Genomic DNA, 21,102 nt, shown 5'->3' on the forward strand with positions numbered 1-21,102 from the left:
CCATTGATATATAAATAGCCCACAACGGCAATGCCCAAAACTCCACCACCGATCAATGCTAAGAGAATACTAGACATCATTACACCATATAATATTATATTTTTTTATATTATGTTAATTAGGTGAGAAAGCAAAGTTATTTTTTATGCATCTTTTAACCAATTGATTATTAGTATGTTATTAAAAATCAGATAGAACTTTTTCGACAAACCAAAGTGGAAATTCAGTCATATTCTCATTAAGTTTTAACACTTCGGCTTGTTCAATTTCCGCTAGAAAAGCAGCCTTTTCACCATCAGATGAATTATCAAATAAATAAGTTCGATCTGTGACTTCGACTGCTTGCATAAGCAGATCCAGGCTACGATAATAGCGATCACGAATCTTTTGTTCTGGTACAGGATGCCCACCTATACTTACCCGATAGTGGACACGTGCGATATTAATTTCAGGATTCACTGTTGCAACATAATATAAATATGTTTTAAACCCTTGTTCTTGTGCATCTTTTAAAAATTCAACTTTACTGATGTGAGACATTACCGTCTCAAAAGTAAAACTGATCTTTAATCTTAAAAATTCTAAACGAATAAAATCAATGATTCGGGCTGCAAGATAAGAATCGACATCAACTTTTGCAAAAAGGATTTGTCTCTCGGCAAATAATTCAGGTTCCTGACTCAATAAATCACATATTTGTTGATTTATCTTTTTCTTTTTGGTCTTTAAAAAATCAATGAGTTTTTCGACATCCAGCAACTCATGATAACTATTCAGATCAAGAATTTGTGTTTGATTTAAAACTTTTTCAAGCTCATCTGCATTTAAATATGCCCCAATATGTCGGGGCAATAAATAGTCCTTGATGGTACTTTTTCCAGAACCATTTGGTCCTGCAAACATACGAATACGTGGCTGTCGCATATTTCTAAACAGTCACAGACTTTTTCTTACGTTTGAAGATACGTTGAGAAGTTGCAAGTGATTGATACGATGTTGAAAGATCTTGTAGTACTTTGATCTCACCATTAGGGAACCGCTTTAACAATTGACGATCTTTTACATAAACAACTTCAGAACATTCACTTGCCTGCTTAAAGGCATTGCGGAACGCTTGTACAGCAAGGTCAGGAAGATGATCTTCTTCTTGCATACTCATTTGCATGATTGTAAAAGCTGTCATTGATGACTCCTCCGCAAGATTGCGCTTATAACTATACTAACATAAATGCTCATTTTGTCCATTTTTACAGCTTGGCATTAATGTACTAAATCCTCAATACCAATTAATTTCGGTATGTTTTCAATCAGCTTATTTAACTCAATATTTGCTGGTGAAATACAGCCCATATAGTGACTTAAACGTGTTACCGTACCATCAGGACGTTTCCACCAGAAATATGCACTTGGTTGATCGGTTGCTGTTTGCTGGCATCCTGTAGTCTTTACATTTGCTCCCGTTTCAGGACGATAAGTTTGTAATTCTTGTTGAAGCTTCTTATAAACAGATGGGCTTACTGTTAAATCTTGGGTTCCTGTTACTTTTGTATATTGTTTCCCATCAAAATGCACCGCTCCAGATGGAGAAATTTCCACTGAGTAAATTGGACAGGCACCAAAACATGGGCTAGATGAATAACGAATAGTTTCCTGCATCATACCCTGAGCTTGCGGTGGTGTAGATGCACAACCCACTAATGTAAACGTAAAAACACCCGCGATTAATAACTTTTTCATTTGTTGATCCATTATAAAGTATGTGGTTCAAATTTAACAAATAGTGAAATTGTTGTGATTTATATTGATGTTAAAATATTAATATTCCACTAATTTTACTTAGGCTATTTAACTATAAATTATGTAAAGCAAAACGGATTAAAACTAGTGAGAATTTTGTGATTGCAGAATTAATCGGGCAAGTTCCAGATCATCGGCATAGGTAATTTTGATGTTGTCTGAACGACCTTGCACCACTTGTACAGCCTGATTGATATATTCTAAAGCACTTGCCTCATCAGTAATTACAATGTGATTAGCTAATGCTGTTTCAAGCGCATTTTTTAATATCTTTAATTTTGCCATCTGCGGGGTTTGTGCCTGCCACAACAATTCACGGCTGACTGTCTTCTCAATCTGATTTTCAGTGTGCACCAGTTTTAAGGTATCACGAACTGGGATTGCTAAAATTGCACTTTGGTTATGCGCTATTGCAGTATTAACCAATAGCTGTAAATTTTCCTGCGTCACACATGGACGTGCTGCATCATGCACTAATACCCAATCATCTTCATGGGCAATTTCAGATAAATAAATGAGGGCATTCAGTACAGAATGAACACGCTCTGCACCACCTAAGCAAAAATGTAACTTATCTTTATGCTGAAAAGAAAGTGTTTTGGCAAAGTTATCTTGTGAGCCTATTGCAAGCACACATCCTGCTAAATCCAAGCTATTAAGACGATTTACAGTATGCTCAAGTACAGTATAGTTTTGAATATATTGATATTGTTTTAATTCAGTTTTTGAAAAACGACTGCCCAAACCTGCGGCTGGAACAACAGCCCACAGCTTAGTCTGGGTTTTCATTAGTTGCGACATCTACTTTTGCATTTGGATCAATATAAATCGGTTTGTAATGTGTACTAATTGTGCTCATCTGCACAAAAGTTTCATTAGGTTTAACTAAACCTAAATCCAAACGTGCATGTTCTTCGATCGCTTCCGTTCCATTTTTCAAGTCGAAAACTTCGGCTGCTAAAATACGGTTACGTTCCTTTAGCTCAGTATTAATTTCTGCTTGCTGCTTAATTTGTTGAGTTAAAGCCTGATGAGGGAAATAGCCTCCCTCACCCAACCAAAATTGATACTGTAAACTTGCAACCAAAGCAATCACAAGCAACAGAATCAATTTACTCGAAGTCGATCGAAACACATCTAGCATGAAAAACTCCCCACATCCCTCTTGAAAGAAAAACCTGTCACAAATTCTATAGGATTCTGAATTCGTAAAGTTTTTCTCTTTTGTAAAGAAAGGCTCTCAAGAAGTTTTAACATGGCTAAAGCTTGACCTTATTTTAGACCTTTGAACTCAGCCTTACCACGATAAGCGGCATGGGTTAATTCTTCAATACGAAGCAATTGGTTGTATTTCGCAACACGGTCAGAACGGCAAAGTGAACCTGTCTTGATTTGACCTGCTGCTGTACCGACTGCCAAGTCAGCAATGGTTGAATCTTCAGTTTCACCTGAACGGTGCGAGATTACAGTGCTGTAACCATTAGCTTTCGCAAGGTAGATCGCATCCAGAGTTTCACTTAATGTACCGATCTGGTTGTACTTGATCAGAATAGAGTTACCCACTTTCTCATCAATACCACGTTGTAAAATCTTAGGATTAGTTACGAATAAATCGTCGCCAACCAATTGGATTTTATCACCAAGGATTGAAGTCAGATAGCTCCAGCCTTCCCAGTCAGACTCATCCAAACCATCTTCAATCGAAATGATTGGATATTGATTTACAAGACCAGCTAAATAATCAGAGAATTGATTGCTTGTGAATGCTTTATTGCCTTCACCTGCAAGAATATATTGACCATTTTTGTAAAATTCTGAAGATGCACAGTCAAGTGCTAACATAATGTCAGAACCCGCTTTGTAACCAGTTTGACCAATCGCTTCAAGAATAACAGTGATTGCTTCTTCATTTGAACGCAAGTTCGGAGCAAAACCACCTTCATCACCCACAGCAGTATTTAAACCCTTTTTGTTTAAAACTGATTTTAGAGAATGGAAGATTTCAACACCCGCACGTAATGCTTCAGAGAATGAAGTGAAGCCTACTGGCTCAATCATAAACTCTTGAATATCCACATTGTTGTCTGCATGCGAGCCACCATTGATGATGTTCATCATTGGTACAGGCATGCTCAAAGTTGTTTGACCACGCAAGTCTGCGATGTATTGGAAAAGAGGAATTTTCTTTTCAGTAGCAGCAGCGCGAGCAGCAGCCAAAGAAACAGCTAGAGTTGCGTTAGCACCTAGTTTTTCTTTGTTTTCAGTACCATCAAGCTCGATCATCGTGTTATCGATGTCTTTTTGTTCAAATACTGATTTACCCACTAAAGCATCACGGATTAAAGTGTTTACGTTATTAACCGCATTTTTAACACCTTTACCCAAGTAACGCGACTTGTCACCATCACGCAGTTCCAAAGCTTCACGAGAACCAGTTGAAGCACCAGATGGTGCACATGCACGACCAACAACCCCAGATTCTAAAATAACGTCTGCTTCGATGGTTGGGTTACCACGAGAGTCCAAAATTTCACGTGCACGAATGTCAACGATTTGGCTCATGAACAATTCCTCTGTTGAATGAATAAAAAGATGCAACTGAATGCATCAATGGGTATCTAACTTTTTGAATCCTTTAACTAAAGTATCCAATTCTTTTAATTGCGCCAAGAATGGCTCAAGCTGTGATAAACGCAAGGCACATGGTCCATCGCATTTTGCATGTTCAGGGTCTGGATGTGCTTCAAGAAATAATCCTGCCAAGCCCGTTGCCATACCTGAACGCGCTAAAGTCGTGATTTGGGCACGGCGACCACCAGCGGAATCAGCACGTCCACCTGGTGTTTGTAAAGCGTGGGTCACATCAAAGAATACGGGTACATTCATTTCTTTCATGATGTCAAAGCCCAGCATATCCACAACAAGGTTGTTATAGCCAAATGCTGAACCACGTTCACAAAGGATAAGTTTGTCATTTCCCGCTTCTAGACATTTATGCAGGATATGGCGCATTTCATGTGGGGCAAGAAACTGTGCTTTTTTGATATTGATAATGGCTTGGGTTTTTGCCATTGCTTCAACGAGATCAGTCTGGCGACTGAGGAATGCAGGAAGCTGAATAATGTCGGCAACTTCGGCAACGGGTGCTGCCTGATACGGTTCATGCACATCAGTAATGATTGGGACATTAAACTGTTTTTTAATCTCCCCCAGCCATTCGATGCCTTTTTCCAGGCCAGGTCCACGAAACGAGTTCAGGCTGGAACGGTTGGCCTTGTCAAAGCTCGCTTTAAACACATAAGGAATGTTTAATCGTTTACAGATATCAATATAAGTTTCAGCAATCTCAAACGCTAAATCTTTTGACTCAAGTACATTCATTCCGCCAAATAATACAAATGGCAAATGATTTGCCATTTGTATATCGCCTAAACGTACAACTTCTTGTGGTTTTAATTGTGACATTTAAACTTTCCCAGTTTATCTAAGTCTATATTATTTACTCTTTTGATGCTGTTTCTTTGCAGCGTCAATAAAACTGGCAAATAATGGATGACCATCACGTGGTGAGCTTGTAAATTCTGGATGGAATTGTACCGCAATAAACCAAGGATGTTCAGGAATTTCTACAGTTTCAACCAAATGTTGTACTGAAGAATAGCCTGAAATCTTCATACCTGCCTGTTCTATGGTCTCAATAAAACGATCATTCATTTCATAACGATGGCGATGACGCTCAATAATTTCTGATTGACCATAAATTGTACGAATTTTTGCACCATCAACCAATTCAGACTTTTGTGCACCCAAACGCATGGTGCCGCCTAAGTCTGATTCAAGACTACGGTGTTGTAATTCGCCACGCTCATCCAGCCATTCAGTAATTAAGCCAATGAGTGGATATTTGGTGGAACGGTTAAATTCAGTTGAAGTTGCTTCAGGCAACCCTGCGACATGACGTGCATATTCAATCACCGCCAATTGCATACCTAAACAAATACCCAGGAAAGGAACCTTATTTTCACGTGCATATTGAATCGCACGCATTTTACCCTCAGTACCACGCTCACCAAAACCACCTGGAACAAGGATTGCGTCAGCCGTTTCAAGAACCGAAATATCCTGACCCTCTAGAGATTCAGCATCAACATAGTCAATCTGTACTTTAACGCGGTTTTTAATGCCTGCATGTAAAAGTGCTTCATTGACAGATTTATAGGCATCGGGTAACTCAACATATTTACCAACCATTGCCACGCGCACGGTGTATTCTGGATTGAGTAATGCTTCAACCACATTATCCCAGTCTTCAAGATTGGCTTCTGGCAAGTCATTAAAACCAAAACGTTCACAGATTAAATCATCGACATTTTGTTCGTAGAAATTGCGTGGAATTTGATAAATGGTTTTTGCATCTGGACATGCAATAACTGCACGTGCTTCTACATTGGTAAATAGTGCAATTTTACGAATGGTGTCCGCATCAACTTCATGTTCAGTACGGCAGATCAGGATGTCTGGCTGGATACCAATCGAAAGCAGTTCCTTAACAGAGTGCTGGGTTGGCTTGGTTTTTAGTTCAGCCGCAGACTTAATATATGGCAATAAGGTTAAGTGCATCAGCATGGTACGTTTATGACCCAGCTCAACCATAAGCTGACGTACCGATTCCATAAATGGAAGTGATTCAATATCACCCACTGTACCGCCAATCTCAACAATTGCAACGTCATAACCCTCGCCTGCGCGAAGTACACGTTCCTTAATATTATCGGTAATGTGTGGAATCACCTGAACTGTACCGCCCAAGTAGTCACCACGACGTTCTTTATTGAGTACGTCCTGATAAACACGACCACTGGTGAAGTTGTTCAGCTTGGTCATTTTGGCGCGACGCAGGAAACGTTCGTAATAGCCCAAATCTAAGTCAGTTTCAGCACCATCCTCTGTGACGAAAACTTCACCGTGCTGGAATGGGCTCATGGTACCTGGATCGACATTAATATATGGATCCATCTTTACCATCGTGACTTTTAAGCCACGAGCTTCCAAAAGTGCGGCAACAGAAGCAGCAGAAATACCTTTACCTAGTGATGAAACCACACCACCAGTGACAAAAATAAAATGGGTCATTGAGTTTCTCGTACAATCGAGCCGAAATCGGCCTACAATGTTGGGCAATTTTACTGTACTCTGCACCAAGAAAGCAAAGTCAAACCGCACCAATTCAAAGAACTATAAACAATCGACTATTCTATCAGCATTTTCGATAAAAATTTATGGGATTTGTGGATTTTTCATCCCTACATGATATTTGGCTGATCAATAGCATGGAACAAATACCGCAATTTTTCCCCAGATTTACTGTGATTTTATTTTAAAATAGCGCTCTCTCAGCAAACATTTATAAAATATCATCAAAGCCGATAACCGTAGGGATTTCTTCACCTGGTTTTATTGCTATAATCCGTGCTGTCCTTATTCAATATGTTGTTTTAGCAATGGCAAATAAAAAACTTTTAATTTGTGCAGCACTTGCGACTGGTCTTTTATTAACTGCTTGTGTGAAAAAAGAAGAACCGAAAGAAGAGCAGCAAGAACAGGCAACCGAGACACAAACGACTCAGCCTGAACCTGAAAAAATTCAGGAATTTGAGTCTCTAGAAAGTGCGGAACCCGCACCTGAGCCAGTGATTGAAACAAGCCGTGAGGAAACACCAAATACGACCACTGAAATTCGTGGTGAAACACGCCCTACTCAGGCACAAACTTCTACAGATACAAGCACTCAACCTGAAACGCCACGTACTGAACAGCCTAAACCAGCAGTTCAGGCTGAGCAAAAGCCTGCTAAAACAGAACAACCAAAAACTGAACCTGTAAAAGCACCAAAGCCATCGACACCAGCCCAAAGTGAAGATGATGCTGTTGCTGCCGCAATTGCCGCTGCAACCCCTGCACTGAACAATTAATTGATTGTAGTAAAAAGCCAGTTGAATTCAACTGGCTTTTTTACAGCTAAACTTTATGAATAACTCTTCAAAAAATCTGACATCAAGCGTGATGCCCATGATTTCACTGCTAAGCTTTCATAAAAACCACAATGACTGCCCTTTTTGGTAGTCACTACCACAACATTTTCCATCTGCTGAATAGTCTCTTTATAAGGTTCCAGATTTTTAATGGAACAGACAGGATCATCTTCAGCATTCAAAATCATCAATGGAATTTTAACATTCTCAAACACATAAATCGGGTTAATGGCTTGGCAATAACTTTGATAATCCTGAAAGCCTGCCATTTCAAAATATTCTTTTTCAAATTCTTCCAAACTGGTCGTGGTGAGCACTTTTTTAAGAGAAGCAATGTTGCTCCATGTATTTTGATAAGGATGAATAAAATACTTAAATAATTTTTTGGTCATCATTTTGCTATAAAAAGGATGTACATTTTTAAAGCTAAGTTCAGTGTTATAACCTGGACACATGGCAAAAGCGGCCTTAAATGGCGTATCTTCGCCTTGTTCGCCCAAATAGCGGACCAATAATCCAGTCCCAGCCGATGAACCCACCGCATATAAGTCTGAGTCTGGAAATAGGTTTTGAATATGTCCAAGTTGTTCTTTTAAGTCATGGGTTGAACCAAACAGGGAAATTTGTGGCACAGGCATCGGTAACCCTGCATGTCCACGGCGTAAACAAAGTGCAATCCGCCAACCCGTATATGCATGTAAGTCTTTAACAAGTTCACGCATACTTTCAGGTGTACCTGTAATAGTATGCATGATCACAACAGTTGGGGTATCGACTGGCAAATCATAGCCATACCATGCGATTGCAGTAACACCACCATCCTGCATGGTCAACTGATCAATACGATCATACTCAAGCTTGCTGGTTTTCTTCTTGATTAAATCAAAATATAAAAGATGAACATGGCTATTGCTGAGCCAAAAAGTTGGGCGATATTTCTGTTTTAACTGTGGTAATCTTTCCAGAACATCTTTAATTTTCCCTTGCGGGTCATAATACATTTTCGGTTGCTCAGCACCAACGACTGAATCCAGTACGTCCAAAGCTAAAACTTTAAGCTTGTTTAAAACAGATCCGCCCATGTTCAATTACCGTCTCTGACTATGCGTTAAATGTTTGTCGCACCAATGCTGCGACCTGTTGCCCCCAAATTGCATAAATTTCTTTACTTGGATGAAAGCCATCACTGGCCATCGGTAAATTCATCGCCTGAAAATTTTTAATATCGTATTGAATAAATCTAAATTGTGGCTGTGGAGCTAACCACTGTTTTAATGCGTCATTCATTTGTTCGGCATATTTTCCAAACAGCCAAGCCAATGGCTGAGGTAGTGCTGGAAAATGTTGCATGGGTGGCACACCTGACACAATAATCAGTTTTGGCTGGAAACGGTTTTGTATTTGAGTAAATAATTGTTTTTGTTGTTTTATCCAAGTTTTAGCAGAAATTAATTTGGTGACATCATTCACACCTATGGAAGTAACCACCACATCATAGCTTTGTGGTTCTAAATCATGGATCGCCTGTAAAACCTGTTTTGTGGTATCACCTGTTTTGGCATGCAGCTTCCATTGCAACACATACTCATTCTGCAACTCGGCAATAATTGCACCTAACAAAGCTTCCTGTTGTGTTTCCACACCAACACCTGCTGCTGCTGAATCACCCAGAATCAAAAGTGACAGGGGTTTTCCCTGCCCAGTCTTGCCCTCACGATCACCGCTTGCTTCTGGCAGACGTGGTGTATTGCTACGAACTTTTGTGCCTTGTATTAGCACTACGGGTAATAATCCAAAAGTTGCAAGTTTTAACCACATCTTTATAAACTCCACATATTGGTTATACCAATTTTCAAAAGCAAGTTAAGAGCAATTTGTAAAATAATAAAAATCAGCACAACTTTATAATTTTGGGGATTATTTTTACTTAGGCTATTTTGTATTAATTAATTTGGTTGATATTGAGCAAATCTTGCGCCCATCTGTTCAGCCAATGCCGCCAAGCCACTCATTGGGCGAATCATCACTTCAAAATCAATGATTTTACCTTGCTCATTAAAACGAATCATATCGATGCCTTTTAATGATTTTCCGCTGACATTGGCACTAAATTCCAGTACCACATTTTCCCCATCTTCGGTATAAAATTCACGGTGATAAGTAAAGTCCTGAAAAACTTGAATTACATTGGTCAGGATAAAAAATACCACATGCTTGCCCTCATAAGGTTTGTATGCCACAGGCGAACGAAACACGACATCATCTGCCAGTAATTCATTTAAAGATGACATATCACCTGTTTTGATCATCTGATGCCATTTTTCTAGCGCTTGCTTAGTTGTTTCGATTGTCATTGTAATTTCCTTATATTTTAGCTAATGAAGTTTGAGACATTCTCCTAACATAGAGAATGTCTCATCTTTTACTTATAGAACTGCTGCTAACTCAGCACCTTGACGAATCGCACGTTTAGCGTCTAATTCACCAGCTTCCTTCGCACCACCGATCAAGTGAACATTCTTACCATCTGCTTTGAGTTGATCAAACATTGCTGTATATGATTCTTGACCAGCACAAATCACAACATTATCAACATCTAACACTGTGGTCTGACCATCTACAGTAATATGTAATCCTTGATCATCCACTTTGTCATAGCTTGCGCCTGCAATCATTTTCACATCGCGATGTTTTAAGCCTGTACGATGAATCCAACCAGTCGTTTTACCTAATCCAGCACCAACAGCGGCTGTTTTACGTTGTAATAGGTAAATCTCACGTTCAGATTTCTCTAGCTCAGGCTGTTTTAAGCCACCTACATGCGCATAAGTGGTATCAATGCCCCATTCATCATAGAATTTCTGTGGATTTAAACTACCGCTTTCACCCTCATGGCTTAAATATTCAGCCGTATCAAAACCAATACCGCCAGCACCAATAATCGCAACACGCTTACCGACTGGAACACGCTCTTTTAATACTTGGATGTAGCTCAATACTTTTGGATGATCAATACCTTCAAATTGTAATTGACGCGGTGTTACACCTGTTGCAACAACAATCTCATCATAATTAGCCTGGCTGAGTTCTTCATAAGTCACTGTATGATTGAGTACCAGCTCAATATTCGGCTGTAACTCAATTTGACGTTTGAAATAGCGTAAAGTTTCGTAAAACTCTTCTTTACCAGGAATGGTCTTAGCAATATTAAACTGACCACCAATCTGATTATTTGAATCAAACACTTTAACTTTATGACCACGACTCGCTGCATATGTTGCAAAACTTAGACCCGCTGGACCTGCACCAATTACTGCAATATTTTTTATTGCATTTGTTTCTTTAAAAATCAGCTCAGTTTCATAACATGCACGTGGATTAACTAAGCATGTTGCAATCTTCATCGAGAAAATATGATCTAAACATGCTTGGTTACAACCAATACAGGTATTGATTTCATCACTACGACCTTCACTCGCTTTCAATACAAAATCGGCATCAGCCAACATTGGGCGAGCCATCGAAATCATATCCGCATGACCTGAAGCCAGTACATGTTCAGCCATTTCAGGTGTGTTGATACGGTTCGATGTGATTAACGGAATTGAAACTGAGCCTTTTAGCTTTTCAGTTACCCATGTAAATGCAGCACGCGGTACTTTCGTTGCAATCGTTGGAATACGCGCTTCGTGCCAACCAATCCCTGTATTGATAATTGTTGCACCTGCTTTTTCAATTTCTTTAGCAAGTTGTACAACTTCTTCTAAACTTGAACCACCTTCGACTAAATCAAGCATCGATAAACGATAAATAATAATAAAGTTTTCGCCAACTAAGTCACGAGTACGTTTAACGATTTCAATAGGAAAGCGGATACGATTTTCGTAGCTACCGCCCCATTCGTCATCACGGTGGTTGGTACGAGCAGCAATGAATTCATTGATCAAGTAACCTTCTGAACCCATGATTTCAACACCATCATACCCTGCATATTGTGCAAGCTTGGCACAGTTGGCAAAGTCATCAATCGTTTGCTGAACTTCTGCCGAACTTAATGCTTTAGGTTTGATTGGATTAATGGGCGCTTGAATCGCTGATGGCGCAACATTGTTTGCTTGATAAGAATAACGCCCCGTATGCAAAATTTGCATTGCGATCTTTCCACCAGCTTCATGTACAGCCTGAGTAATAACTTTATGTTTTTCAGCTTCTTCGACGGTATCTAATTTTGTACCGTGTGCAAATACAACACCATCATCATTTGGAGAAACACCGCCAGTTACAATCAGACTTACACCACCTTTGGCACGTTCTGCATAAAATGCAGCCATACGTTCATAGCCTTGAGGTGCTTCCTCTAAACCAATATGCATAGAGCCCATAAGCACACGGTTCTTTAATGTGGTAAAACCCAAGTCAAGTGGTTGTAATAAATGTGGATAAGCTGACATGTTTTCTCCTTTGGCTAGCAATCTGCTTGCTAATGCAACTTGTTGCATAAACTTATAAACAAGATTTGATTTTTATGCAACATATTGCATAATTCTGATGAGTCATTTTTTATTACGGATCATCATGTCACTTGCCCATGTTTTATTGACAAGCTTATTAGAGAAACCAAGTACAGGTTTTGATTTAGCTCGTCGTTTTGACCGTTCAATGGGCTTCTTTTGGAACGCGACTCATCAGCAAATTTACCGCGAACTCAATGGAATGCTGAAAAAAGGATGGATTTCTACATTAGAAGAACAGGCTGCAAACAGCCGAAAAAAAACCTATCAAGTCGAAGCACTAGGCAGAATAGAACTTGCTGCATGGGTTGAACAACAAAGCGAGCCTGCCCAGCTGCGTGATGACCTGATGGTTAGATTAAGGGCCGAAGCACAACTTGGCGGCAATAATATTTTGCCTGAACTTGAACGACATCTAGAACTTCATAAAGAAAAACTTAGTCTTTATCAAACCATCCATGATAAGGATTTTAAAAATAATGAACCTACTAATCGTGTCTTATTTATTCATAAAATGATTCTGGAACTCGGTATCATTAAAGAAATCGAATGGATAAGATGGTTAGAACAAATGATTCCACAACTTAAAAAGTTTGAAAAAGCCAACGGAGCTAGAGAAAAATAATGCCGTTTTATACCATGCCTGATCAGGAAAAATTGTTTGTCAGACGTGTTGGTGAGGGCAAACCTGTACTCGTCCTGTCAGGATTGGGCATGCAAAGCTGGCTATGGCTTCCATTTTTATTTGCAAGCCGTAAAAAATATGAATTTATCATTCCCGACTGGCGTGGTTTTGGCGGCTCAAAAGACTGTGCTATTCCTGAAATGGATGCAATCTCAAGTCACTGGAATGATGTGAATACCCTCATCAAGCAACTCAAGTTAGACCAATTTATTCTGATTGGCTATTCCATGGGTGCAACCACAGCCATGCATGGCTTTAAGCACGGTGGTTTGGCACAAAAACTCAAAGCCTATCTGCATATTGACCAAACCCCAAAGATTCCTGTGGATGATTCCTGGCAATATGGTTTACTTGGGCAAAAGCATCCCCTATTTAAATCGCTGCTACTGGATATTCAAAACGTACTCTCAGCAAATAGACAGGCAACCCAATTTGAAGATTTAGCTGCATCTGCTCGTGATCAATTAGTCAACGCATGGAGTAATTTTCTTGAGTTACAAAGTAGCAATCCTTATAGTGGCAAACTATTTAAAGCAGCGCTCAACCGCCCTTCTTTACAAAAATATTTATTGCCTATCCAGCGTTTGGATTACCTGCTTTGGTATGTGGAAAACTATTTAAATCATACTGAGGATTATCGCGAAGCCATTAGTCGAGTGAACTGTCCAACCACTTTCTTTATTGGGCGTGGTTCAACACTTTATCCTGAAACGGGGCAAACCATCATTGCTAAAAGTCTGAGCAATGCCAAAGCGGTTTATTTTGAACGTTCTGGGCATACACCACTAATTACTGAACCTAGAAAATTTAGTCAGGAAATTGGCAAGTTTTTAGAAAATCAAAGCCAGTAGATTAGCTTATTGATTTTAGATAGCCTAGTTACTTAGGCTATTTTTACGCAAAAAATAGCCAGCTTATTCATAAACTGGCTGTTAAATCAATTTAATGTCTTCTCATCTGCTCAGCAACATCCAGCAATAACTGTTCAGTTTTATCCCAACCTAAACAACCATCTGTGACGGATTGGCCATAGTTCATATCACAAGAAATCTTTTGATTGCCATCCACCAAATGACTTTCAATCATCACACCACGTACTTTGGATTCCGCACGTTCTGCAATGATTTGCTTTAAAACATTCGGCTGCTGTAATGGATCTTTACCACTATTCCCATGACTACAATCAATGACTAACGCAGGTAAATGCTTATGTTTAAAGTGCATGGCTTGGATTGAAGCCAAATCATAATTAGTTCCATGATTTGAACCACGTAAAATCAAATGTGGTAATGGATTTCCATTACTATGCAAAATTGCAGGTAAACCTTGTTGAGTCATCCCCAAGAATTGATGACCATGCAGTGCAGACTGAATCGCATCCAAAGCAATTTGAATTGAACCATCTGTACCATTTTTGAAACCGATGCTATATGGCATATGGCTAGCAATTTCACGATGAATTTGTGATTCACTGGTACGTGCACCAATCGCACCCCAAGCCAATAAATCATCGAAATAACCTGTTGCCATTGGACTTAAAATTTCGCTGGCAATCGGCAAGCCTTTTTCAATCAGTTGTAAATAAAGCGCACGAGACTTCTCTAAACCCAATTGTAAATCTGAGGAATCATCCAGATTTGGATCATATAAAAAACCTTTCCAGCCCACGGTAGTGCGCGGCTTTTCAATGTATGCACGCATCACCAAGAATATTTGATCTTTTACTTGTTCTTGTAGTTGTTGGAGGCGATCAGCATATTCAAGTACTGCGATAGGATCATGAATCGAGCAAGGTCCTGTAATCACCATTAAACGATGATCCTGACCTGATAAGATATTTTGAATGGTTTGACGATGGTTTGAAATTTGCTGCGCTAAAGTTGCAGACAAGGGATACTGTGCTTTGAGTTGTGATGGCAAGCTAAGTATTGATTCTTTTGAATGAGTGTGTGGTTGTGTCAAAGCAGCATTTAAAGCATTCATTATTGATTTCCTTTGGACTGTTGTTCAGTCCCATCATTTATTTGAGCAAGTGTGATCTAAGTGATGTTGATTTTTTTGCAAAGTAAAACCAAGAAATCTTGCTAAAATATGAAATGTTGAATGTATACATGGCATTGCTCCAAAAATAATAAATGTTAAAGCATAAAAAAACCTGATCGGGGTTGCCGATCAGGTATTAACTGGTTGGGCAACCTTTTTGCTGCCCGAAACGCATCAGGCAACCATTAATAGTGCCAGAAATAAAAATATGCGTTTGTGTTTACAGTATGCTTTAACATGTTTCTTTAAAATATCTAAAAACTGTTCCTAAGTTCTAAATTACGCACTATTTCAGCATTTGACAAGCACTTTTTATCTTTTTTAATCAAAACTTCAAAATAGTAAAATTTGACCTTTCGTGTTTTCATCCATAGAATAGTTGAAAAATAAACCAATTCGAGATCACGCCTTTAACGAACCAAATCTTGCGGTTGTAAAATAATCAGGCAAGCACCGCAAACAACAACGATCCCACCTAAAATATCCCAACGCGTTAGCATGACTTGATCAACATAACGCAACCACATCAGGGCAGTAAAAATATAAATTCCACCATAGGCTGCATAAATACGACCTGATGCCGCAGGATGCAAAGTCAGTAACCAAACAAAGACTGTTAAGCTTAAAGCCGTAGGAACCCATAACCAATGCGACTTTCCTTGATTCAAAATCAAATAAGGAAAATAACAACCTAAAATTTCAGCAATTGCTGTGACGAAAAATAACCCAAATACTTTAAGTACTTGGGTTATCGAAAAAGAGAGTTCAAACATTAAGCAGGTTCAGCACTCGGGTTAATATGATCTTCAAACACTTCCAGTTTTAAACCTACCTCTTTGCCATCTTCTGTTTTCACAGAAACTGCAACGTTACCGCCATGCTCAGCAAGCTCACCGAATAGAATCATCTCGGCAAGTGGCTTTTTCAAATGTTCCTGAATCAGACGTTGCATTGGACGAGCACCCATCAGACGGTCATAACCATTGGTGGATAACCAGTCACGCGCACTTTGATCAACCTCAAGTACCACTTGTTTATCATCTAGGTGTGCCTGTAATTCTGTTAAGAACTTATCTACCACTGAATCAATGACAGTGGTTGGAAGTGCCTTAAATTGAATCACGCCATCCAGACGGTTACGGAATTCAGGTGAGAATGCACGTTTCATGGCATCCTGATTATCTGTACTATGATCTTGCTCAGTGAAACCAATACTTGAACGTACAATACTTTCTGCGCCAATATTGGTGGTCAAAACAATAATCACATTTCTAAAATCAGACTTGCGACCATTGTTATCTGTCAACGCACCATGATCCATCACCTGTAGTAACAAGTTAAATACATCTGGATGCGCCTTTTCAATTTCGTCCAGCAATAGAACACAGTGCGGATTTTTATGGATTGCATCGGTCAACAAACCGCCTTGATCATATCCAACATAACCTGGAGGCGCACCAATCAAACGGGAAACCGCATGACGCTCCATATATTCAGACATATCAAAACGGACTAGCTCCACACCCAGTAGTTTTGCTAGCTGCTTGGTGACTTCTGTTTTACCCACGCCTGTTGGACCAGCAAACACAAAGCTACCCACTGGTTTATCTGGTGCTTTTAAGCCTGCACGAGATAATTTGATCGCTGATGCAAGTGCTGTAATCGCTTCATCCTGACCAAACACAACACGTTTTAGGTCACGCTCTAAATTCTCAAGTACTGTCTTGTCATCTTTAGACACAGTTTTCGGTGGAATACGGGCGATCTTGGAAACGATATCTTCAATGTTTTCTACAGAAATCATTGAACTATCAACCTCAGCTTTTAAACGGCGCTGTGCACCAGCCTCATCAATCACATCGATGGCTTTATCTGGTAAAAAACGATCATTGATAAATTTAGCCGACAACTCAACAGCAGCGACGAGAGATTTATCATCGTATTCAACATGATGAAAATCTTCGAACTTGCTTTTCAAGCCACGTAAAATTTCAATCGTTTCGCTTATACTTGGTTCATTGACATCAATCTTTTGGAAACGACGTGACAATGCATGGTCTTTCTCAAAAACCTGACGATACTCTTGGAATGTCGTCGAACCAATACAACGTAAAGTTCCATTTGCCAATGCAGGTTTAATCAGATTCGATGCATCCATAGTACTGCCCATACTTGAGCCCGCACCAATAATCATATGAATCTCGTCAATGAATAGAATCGCATTTGGATTCTTTTTCAAAGCATTGAGCAATTGCTTTAAACGCTTCTCAAAGTCACCACGATATTTAGTCCCTGCAACCAAAGCACCAATATCCAGACTATAAACTTCGGCATTGGCAAGTGGTTTCGGGGCCTTGCCGTTAACAATCAACCACGCCAAACCTTCCGCAATCGAGGTTTTACCTACACCTGGATCACCGACAAGCAACGGATTATTTTTACGACGTCGACATAAAATTTGTGCTGCACGCTCAATTTCTTTTTCGCGTCCAATCAGAGGATCAGTTTTACCCTTTTGTGCTTCAATATTGAGATTAAGTGTATATTGCTCTAATGGGCCCGCATTGGCAGAAGCTGCATTTTCACCCTCAATATCCTCAACTTCTTCCTCAACCTGAATCTCATCTTTACGCGTACCATGAGAAAGATACTGAGTTAAAGTCAAACGATTGATTTGATGGCGTTTAAGCAAATAAACTGCAAAAGAGTCTCGTTCCGAATACATCGCAACCAAAACATCTGCACCTTCAACTGTACGGTCTCCACCACTAGATTGAACATGGAAAATTGCACGTTGCAGAATCCGATCAAAACTTTCCGTTGGATGAGGTGCCTGTTCACTGTTGTCACCAAGTTTCGGGGTATGTTGCTCTACATATTCCTCTAACTCCTTACGTAAGGTAACGATATCAGCGCCACATGCCTTTAACGCATTTACGGCCGAATCATTATCAAGCAAGGCTAGCAACAAATGTTCAACTGTCAGAAACTCATGTCTCTTTTGACGAGCCATGCTAACAGCCAAACGTAACGACACTTCCAATTGACGACTGAGCATGTAACCCCCTTATATCTTGGGCTCCATCAAAAAAAGACCTCTCTTTTAATGAAAAAGCGAATTATTAACTTGATCCGCCAGAGCTTCTGTAATTGCCATTTCATCTATGCCTACAAAGCTCTTGACTTCATAATCTACTGTTAGCATTAGTTGAGCATCTTGGTCAAGATTCAAAACATCGTATTGTTGTAAAAATTCAATTACAAAGAGAATAAGACCTATCTAATCGTTCAAAAAGACAGCAGATTTATTATTTATTTAAAGAATCACTGATTAATGTTAACTTTTGATAAATTTACTCTAAGAGGAATATATTCCGCAATTACTTCGCTTTTCCAACGCTGTTACTCGCAACAGAGTTGCTCGTCTTACGCTCGGAACAAAGCTTCGCTTTGTTTTTATCCTCTACCACTCGGGTATAACCCTCGTCTTGCGCAGCTAAAAAGCGTTGCTTTTTTTAACGCTTTCACTCCCAACACAGTTGCTCGTCTTGCGCAGCTAAAAAGCGTTGCTTTTTTTTAACGCTGCTCAGGTTCGATCTGACACAATAATGGATGTCCTTGAGAACGCGCATAATTATTCACCTGATTGGCTTTGGTCTCGGCAATATCCCTTGGATAAACACCAGCAGTGCCCTTACCTTCGTAATGAACGGTTAACATCACCTGATTTGCCTGTTCAAAGCTCATTGCAAAGTAGCTTTGCAACACCTCAATCACGAAGTCCATTGGTGTGTAATCATCATTCATTAAAACAACAACATAGAGCGGTGGCCGCTTCAATTCTGGCGGGGCTGTTTGCACAACCACCTCACCCTCATGATCCTCTTGCGAATCACCTAAACGTGGATTCAAGTGCCAGTCAACATAACCCGATTGATGAAAGGAATTTTTCACTTCACTTAAATTCATTTGACGTCTGTATCTTCGCATATTAAGTTCTTAATCTAAAAATTTACTGGGCATTTGCTTCAGCTTGAGGGATTTCCGACACGAAAGCAGAACTTACATCAACAGGCTTGCCACGCTGCCAGCTAAAACGTTTAATTACAGGTGTACCTGAACCTGATAAACGCACTTCGATAAATTGGGGTGTAAAGCCCTTTGGCATGGTCCATCGACCAGTCAAGCGCTCAAAGTCTTCAAAATTAAAGTTTTTATCCTCTAACGGTATATCCAGTATTTCAGTGTCCTTAATCAAACGTAATTCAACTGTACCCATTGCACGGCGTTTATTTGGACTCACCTGAACCAGATCCAGCTGATATTCAAAAGCATTTTCAGGAAGTGATTTAATCGCAAAATCCTGAACCGTTAAGCTTAGACCGCCACGCTGCCTAAGAATGTCACGATAAATGGTATTCATGCTTGCAAATTGCGCTTTATCTGCATTGGCCTGATTAATTCCCTTGAATAATTCCTCTGCATTGCCAACAGCCATATCTCGTTCTTGCACAGCGGCATTCAGGCTTTTGCTTACAGAATCGAGCGCGGCTTTTTGCTTCTGTACAACATCAACAAGTTGTTCTGCGTCCGCATCATAACCCACAACGGTTAATCCCTGACGATGACCGACAGTGTAACCAAGCATAAAACTGCTGCCAATAAGTAAAGTTGCAGCAATGACTAAGGGTAAATTCGTTTTGAGGAATTTATTTTTGTTAACGGAACTCTCTGGTAAAGTGGTCGGTTCAGCGTTTTCCATCATCATCTCTATCGTTATGGACTACATCAAAGCACACATTTAAATCCATATTTAAATGTGTGTGAAGTAAAAAAGCGTTTTTTATGGTAATAAACCGATACCATTCAAACCAGCAGCTTCATCAAAACCAAACATGAGGTTCATATTTTGCACTGCCTGGCCAGCGGCACCTTTCACCAAATTGTCCTGTGCAACCAAGATAATCAACTTATTTGGCTGAGGACGATATAAAGCGATTCGTAATTCATTGGCACCACGGACACTACGGGTTTCAGGCGAACTATTGGCTGGCATCACATCCACAAAGCGTTCATGCTGGTAAAAACTTTGGTAAAGTTCCTGCAAATCAGTTTGCTGGCCTTGCTCTGTCAGGTCTACATAAATGGTACTGAGCATGCCACGAATCATGGGTACTAAATGGGGTACAAAGATAAACTGGTCAAACTGGCCCTGTTGACCTGAGATATTCTCTAGGGCCTCAACAATCTCAGGATGATGACGATGACCCGCAACACCATAAGCCTTGAAATTATCCGCATTTTCACTATAGATCATGCCCAGGCTAGCTTTGCGACCTGCACCAGATACGCCTGATTTTGCATCAACAATAATGCTTTTTGTATTTATGAGTTGATTTTGCGCTTTTAACAAAGGCGCCAAACCCAATTGTACTGTGGTTGGATAACAACCTGGATTACCAATCACCTTGGCGTTTTTAATTTTTTCACGATTCAGTTCAGTCAGGCCATATACTGAATCTTTTAGCACTGTTGGGCAGCTATGTTGCATGCCATACCATTTCTCGAATTGAGCTAAATCCTGTAAACGAAAATCAGCGGCAAGATCGATAACCTTTGTACCAGCAGCAATCAGTTCTTCAGCATGTTGCATTGCAACTCCATGAGGTGTTGCAAAAAACACAACATCACATTGCTTGAGCAGATCCAGACTAAGATCGGAGAACTCAAGATCAGTATGTCCACGTAAACTTGGGAACATATCCGCGACACGCTTTCCTGCTTCAGTTCGGGAAGTTAGAACACGCACTTGAGCTTGTGGATGTCTTAATAATAGACGCAATAATTCAACGCCTGTATATCCAGTTCCCCCAACAATTCCAACAGAAATCACGTGCTCTACCTCAAATGATATATGTACCACTAGTATGGCAGTTTGATGGGATTTTCACAATCCACAACCCTATAACTTATATAGTGTTTGTTATGTTTATGGCTTTATATATAACAAATCCAGAAATTCATGGAATCAGCA

The 21,102-nt window shown here is 39.8% G+C and carries 21 protein-coding genes; 3 read left to right on the forward strand and 18 right to left on the reverse strand.

The features are described from left to right. Positions 1-180: 180 nt before the first annotated feature. The 8 genes from B4H32_RS06315 to B4H32_RS06350 all read right to left on the reverse strand — a co-directional run bounded on the left by B4H32_RS06315 (position 181) and on the right by B4H32_RS06350 (position 6,930). On the reverse strand, positions 181-924 hold the full coding sequence (locus tag B4H32_RS06315; protein WP_004682029.1) for a hypothetical protein: 744 nt from the start codon (positions 922-924) through the stop codon (positions 181-183). Positions 925-928: 4 nt separating this feature from the next. Then, entirely contained in the window at positions 929-1,183 is a 255-nt protein-coding gene (locus B4H32_RS06320; protein WP_004677348.1) for a hypothetical protein, read from the reverse strand. 77 nt (positions 1,184-1,260) lie between these two features. Further along, positions 1,261-1,737 carry a DUF6438 domain-containing protein gene (locus B4H32_RS06325; RefSeq protein WP_004682030.1) on the reverse strand — a complete coding sequence of 159 codons (477 nt, stop codon included), beginning with the start codon at positions 1,735-1,737 and terminating at the stop codon, positions 1,261-1,263. A gap of 144 nt (positions 1,738-1,881) precedes the next feature. Then, complete coding sequence (gene ispD, locus B4H32_RS06330) at positions 1,882-2,586, reverse strand: 2-C-methyl-D-erythritol 4-phosphate cytidylyltransferase (RefSeq protein WP_004682031.1); 705 nt, start codon at positions 2,584-2,586, stop codon at positions 1,882-1,884. Beyond that, positions 2,570-2,941: a cell division protein FtsB gene (gene ftsB / locus B4H32_RS06335; protein WP_004682033.1), complete on the reverse strand. Its 372-nt coding sequence runs from the start codon at positions 2,939-2,941 to the stop codon at positions 2,570-2,572. Before ftsB ends, ispD begins: the two co-directional genes overlap by 17 nt. Before the next feature lie 128 nt (positions 2,942-3,069). Then, the gene (eno, locus tag B4H32_RS06340; RefSeq protein ID WP_004677344.1) at positions 3,070-4,359 is read right to left on the reverse strand and encodes a phosphopyruvate hydratase; all 1,290 of its coding nucleotides are present in this window, start codon (positions 4,357-4,359) and stop codon (positions 3,070-3,072) included. A gap of 45 nt (positions 4,360-4,404) precedes the next feature. Next, positions 4,405-5,262 (reverse strand): 3-deoxy-8-phosphooctulonate synthase, encoded by an 858-nt coding sequence (kdsA, locus tag B4H32_RS06345; RefSeq protein WP_004677343.1) that lies wholly within the window; start codon positions 5,260-5,262, stop codon positions 4,405-4,407. A 30-nt stretch (positions 5,263-5,292) separates the two neighbouring features. Further along, complete coding sequence (locus tag B4H32_RS06350; RefSeq protein ID WP_004677341.1) at positions 5,293-6,930, reverse strand: CTP synthase; 1,638 nt, start codon at positions 6,928-6,930, stop codon at positions 5,293-5,295. Between the two features lie 368 nt (positions 6,931-7,298). On the opposite strand from B4H32_RS06350, the gene B4H32_RS06355 reads away from it, so the two are divergent. Next, the gene (locus B4H32_RS06355; protein ID WP_004677340.1) at positions 7,299-7,769 is read left to right on the forward strand and encodes a hypothetical protein; all 471 of its coding nucleotides are present in this window, start codon (positions 7,299-7,301) and stop codon (positions 7,767-7,769) included. A 53-nt stretch (positions 7,770-7,822) separates the two neighbouring features. Here the strand turns inward: B4H32_RS06355 and B4H32_RS06360 are convergent, their stop codons facing one another. The 4 genes from B4H32_RS06360 to B4H32_RS06375 all read right to left on the reverse strand — a co-directional run bounded on the left by B4H32_RS06360 (position 7,823) and on the right by B4H32_RS06375 (position 12,280). Next, positions 7,823-8,911 carry a YheT family hydrolase gene (locus B4H32_RS06360; RefSeq protein WP_004682038.1) on the reverse strand — a complete coding sequence of 363 codons (1,089 nt, stop codon included), beginning with the start codon at positions 8,909-8,911 and terminating at the stop codon, positions 7,823-7,825. 19 nt (positions 8,912-8,930) lie between these two features. Further along, positions 8,931-9,647 (reverse strand): SGNH/GDSL hydrolase family protein, encoded by a 717-nt coding sequence (locus B4H32_RS06365; protein WP_004682039.1) that lies wholly within the window; start codon positions 9,645-9,647, stop codon positions 8,931-8,933. A 128-nt stretch (positions 9,648-9,775) separates the two neighbouring features. Further along, positions 9,776-10,183 carry a nuclear transport factor 2 family protein gene (locus tag B4H32_RS06370; RefSeq protein WP_004682042.1) on the reverse strand — a complete coding sequence of 136 codons (408 nt, stop codon included), beginning with the start codon at positions 10,181-10,183 and terminating at the stop codon, positions 9,776-9,778. Between the two features lie 72 nt (positions 10,184-10,255). Beyond that, positions 10,256-12,280 (reverse strand): NADPH-dependent 2,4-dienoyl-CoA reductase, encoded by a 2,025-nt coding sequence (locus tag B4H32_RS06375; protein WP_004682043.1) that lies wholly within the window; start codon positions 12,278-12,280, stop codon positions 10,256-10,258. 124 nt (positions 12,281-12,404) lie between these two features. Between B4H32_RS06375 and B4H32_RS06380 the strand changes: the two genes are divergently transcribed. After that, entirely contained in the window at positions 12,405-12,965 is a 561-nt protein-coding gene (locus tag B4H32_RS06380) for a PadR family transcriptional regulator (protein WP_004682045.1), read from the forward strand. Continuing rightward, entirely contained in the window at positions 12,965-13,876 is a 912-nt protein-coding gene (locus B4H32_RS06385) for an alpha/beta fold hydrolase (RefSeq protein WP_004682046.1), read from the forward strand. Before B4H32_RS06380 ends, B4H32_RS06385 begins: the two co-directional genes overlap by 1 nt. A 91-nt stretch (positions 13,877-13,967) precedes the next feature. On the opposite strand, the gene B4H32_RS06390 is transcribed toward B4H32_RS06385, so the two are convergent. From B4H32_RS06390 to argC, 6 genes are all read right to left on the reverse strand, one after another. Beyond that, positions 13,968-15,008, reverse strand: coding sequence for a 3-deoxy-7-phosphoheptulonate synthase (locus B4H32_RS06390; protein ID WP_286800916.1), 1,041 nt, complete (start codon positions 15,006-15,008; stop codon positions 13,968-13,970). 470 nt (positions 15,009-15,478) lie between these two features. After that, complete coding sequence (locus B4H32_RS06395) at positions 15,479-15,841, reverse strand: YnfA family protein (protein ID WP_004758005.1); 363 nt, start codon at positions 15,839-15,841, stop codon at positions 15,479-15,481. Further along, a complete protein-coding gene (gene clpA, locus B4H32_RS06400; RefSeq protein ID WP_004758003.1) occupies positions 15,841-18,126 on the reverse strand; it encodes an ATP-dependent Clp protease ATP-binding subunit ClpA in 2,286 nt (761 codons plus the stop codon). Before clpA ends, B4H32_RS06395 begins: the two co-directional genes overlap by 1 nt. A 518-nt stretch (positions 18,127-18,644) precedes the next feature. Next, a complete protein-coding gene (gene clpS, locus B4H32_RS06405; protein ID WP_171062104.1) occupies positions 18,645-19,058 on the reverse strand; it encodes an ATP-dependent Clp protease adapter ClpS in 414 nt (137 codons plus the stop codon). A gap of 22 nt (positions 19,059-19,080) precedes the next feature. Continuing rightward, complete coding sequence (locus B4H32_RS06410; RefSeq protein ID WP_004677325.1) at positions 19,081-19,830, reverse strand: DUF6776 family protein; 750 nt, start codon at positions 19,828-19,830, stop codon at positions 19,081-19,083. Between the two features lie 81 nt (positions 19,831-19,911). After that, entirely contained in the window at positions 19,912-20,961 is a 1,050-nt protein-coding gene (gene argC / locus B4H32_RS06415; RefSeq protein WP_286800917.1) for an N-acetyl-gamma-glutamyl-phosphate reductase, read from the reverse strand. Positions 20,962-21,102: the final 141 nt, after the last annotated feature.

This window comes from Acinetobacter sp. UBA2063, from assembly GCF_002333245.1.
In the GTDB taxonomy this organism is placed as follows: domain Bacteria; phylum Pseudomonadota; class Gammaproteobacteria; order Pseudomonadales; family Moraxellaceae; genus Acinetobacter; species Acinetobacter parvus.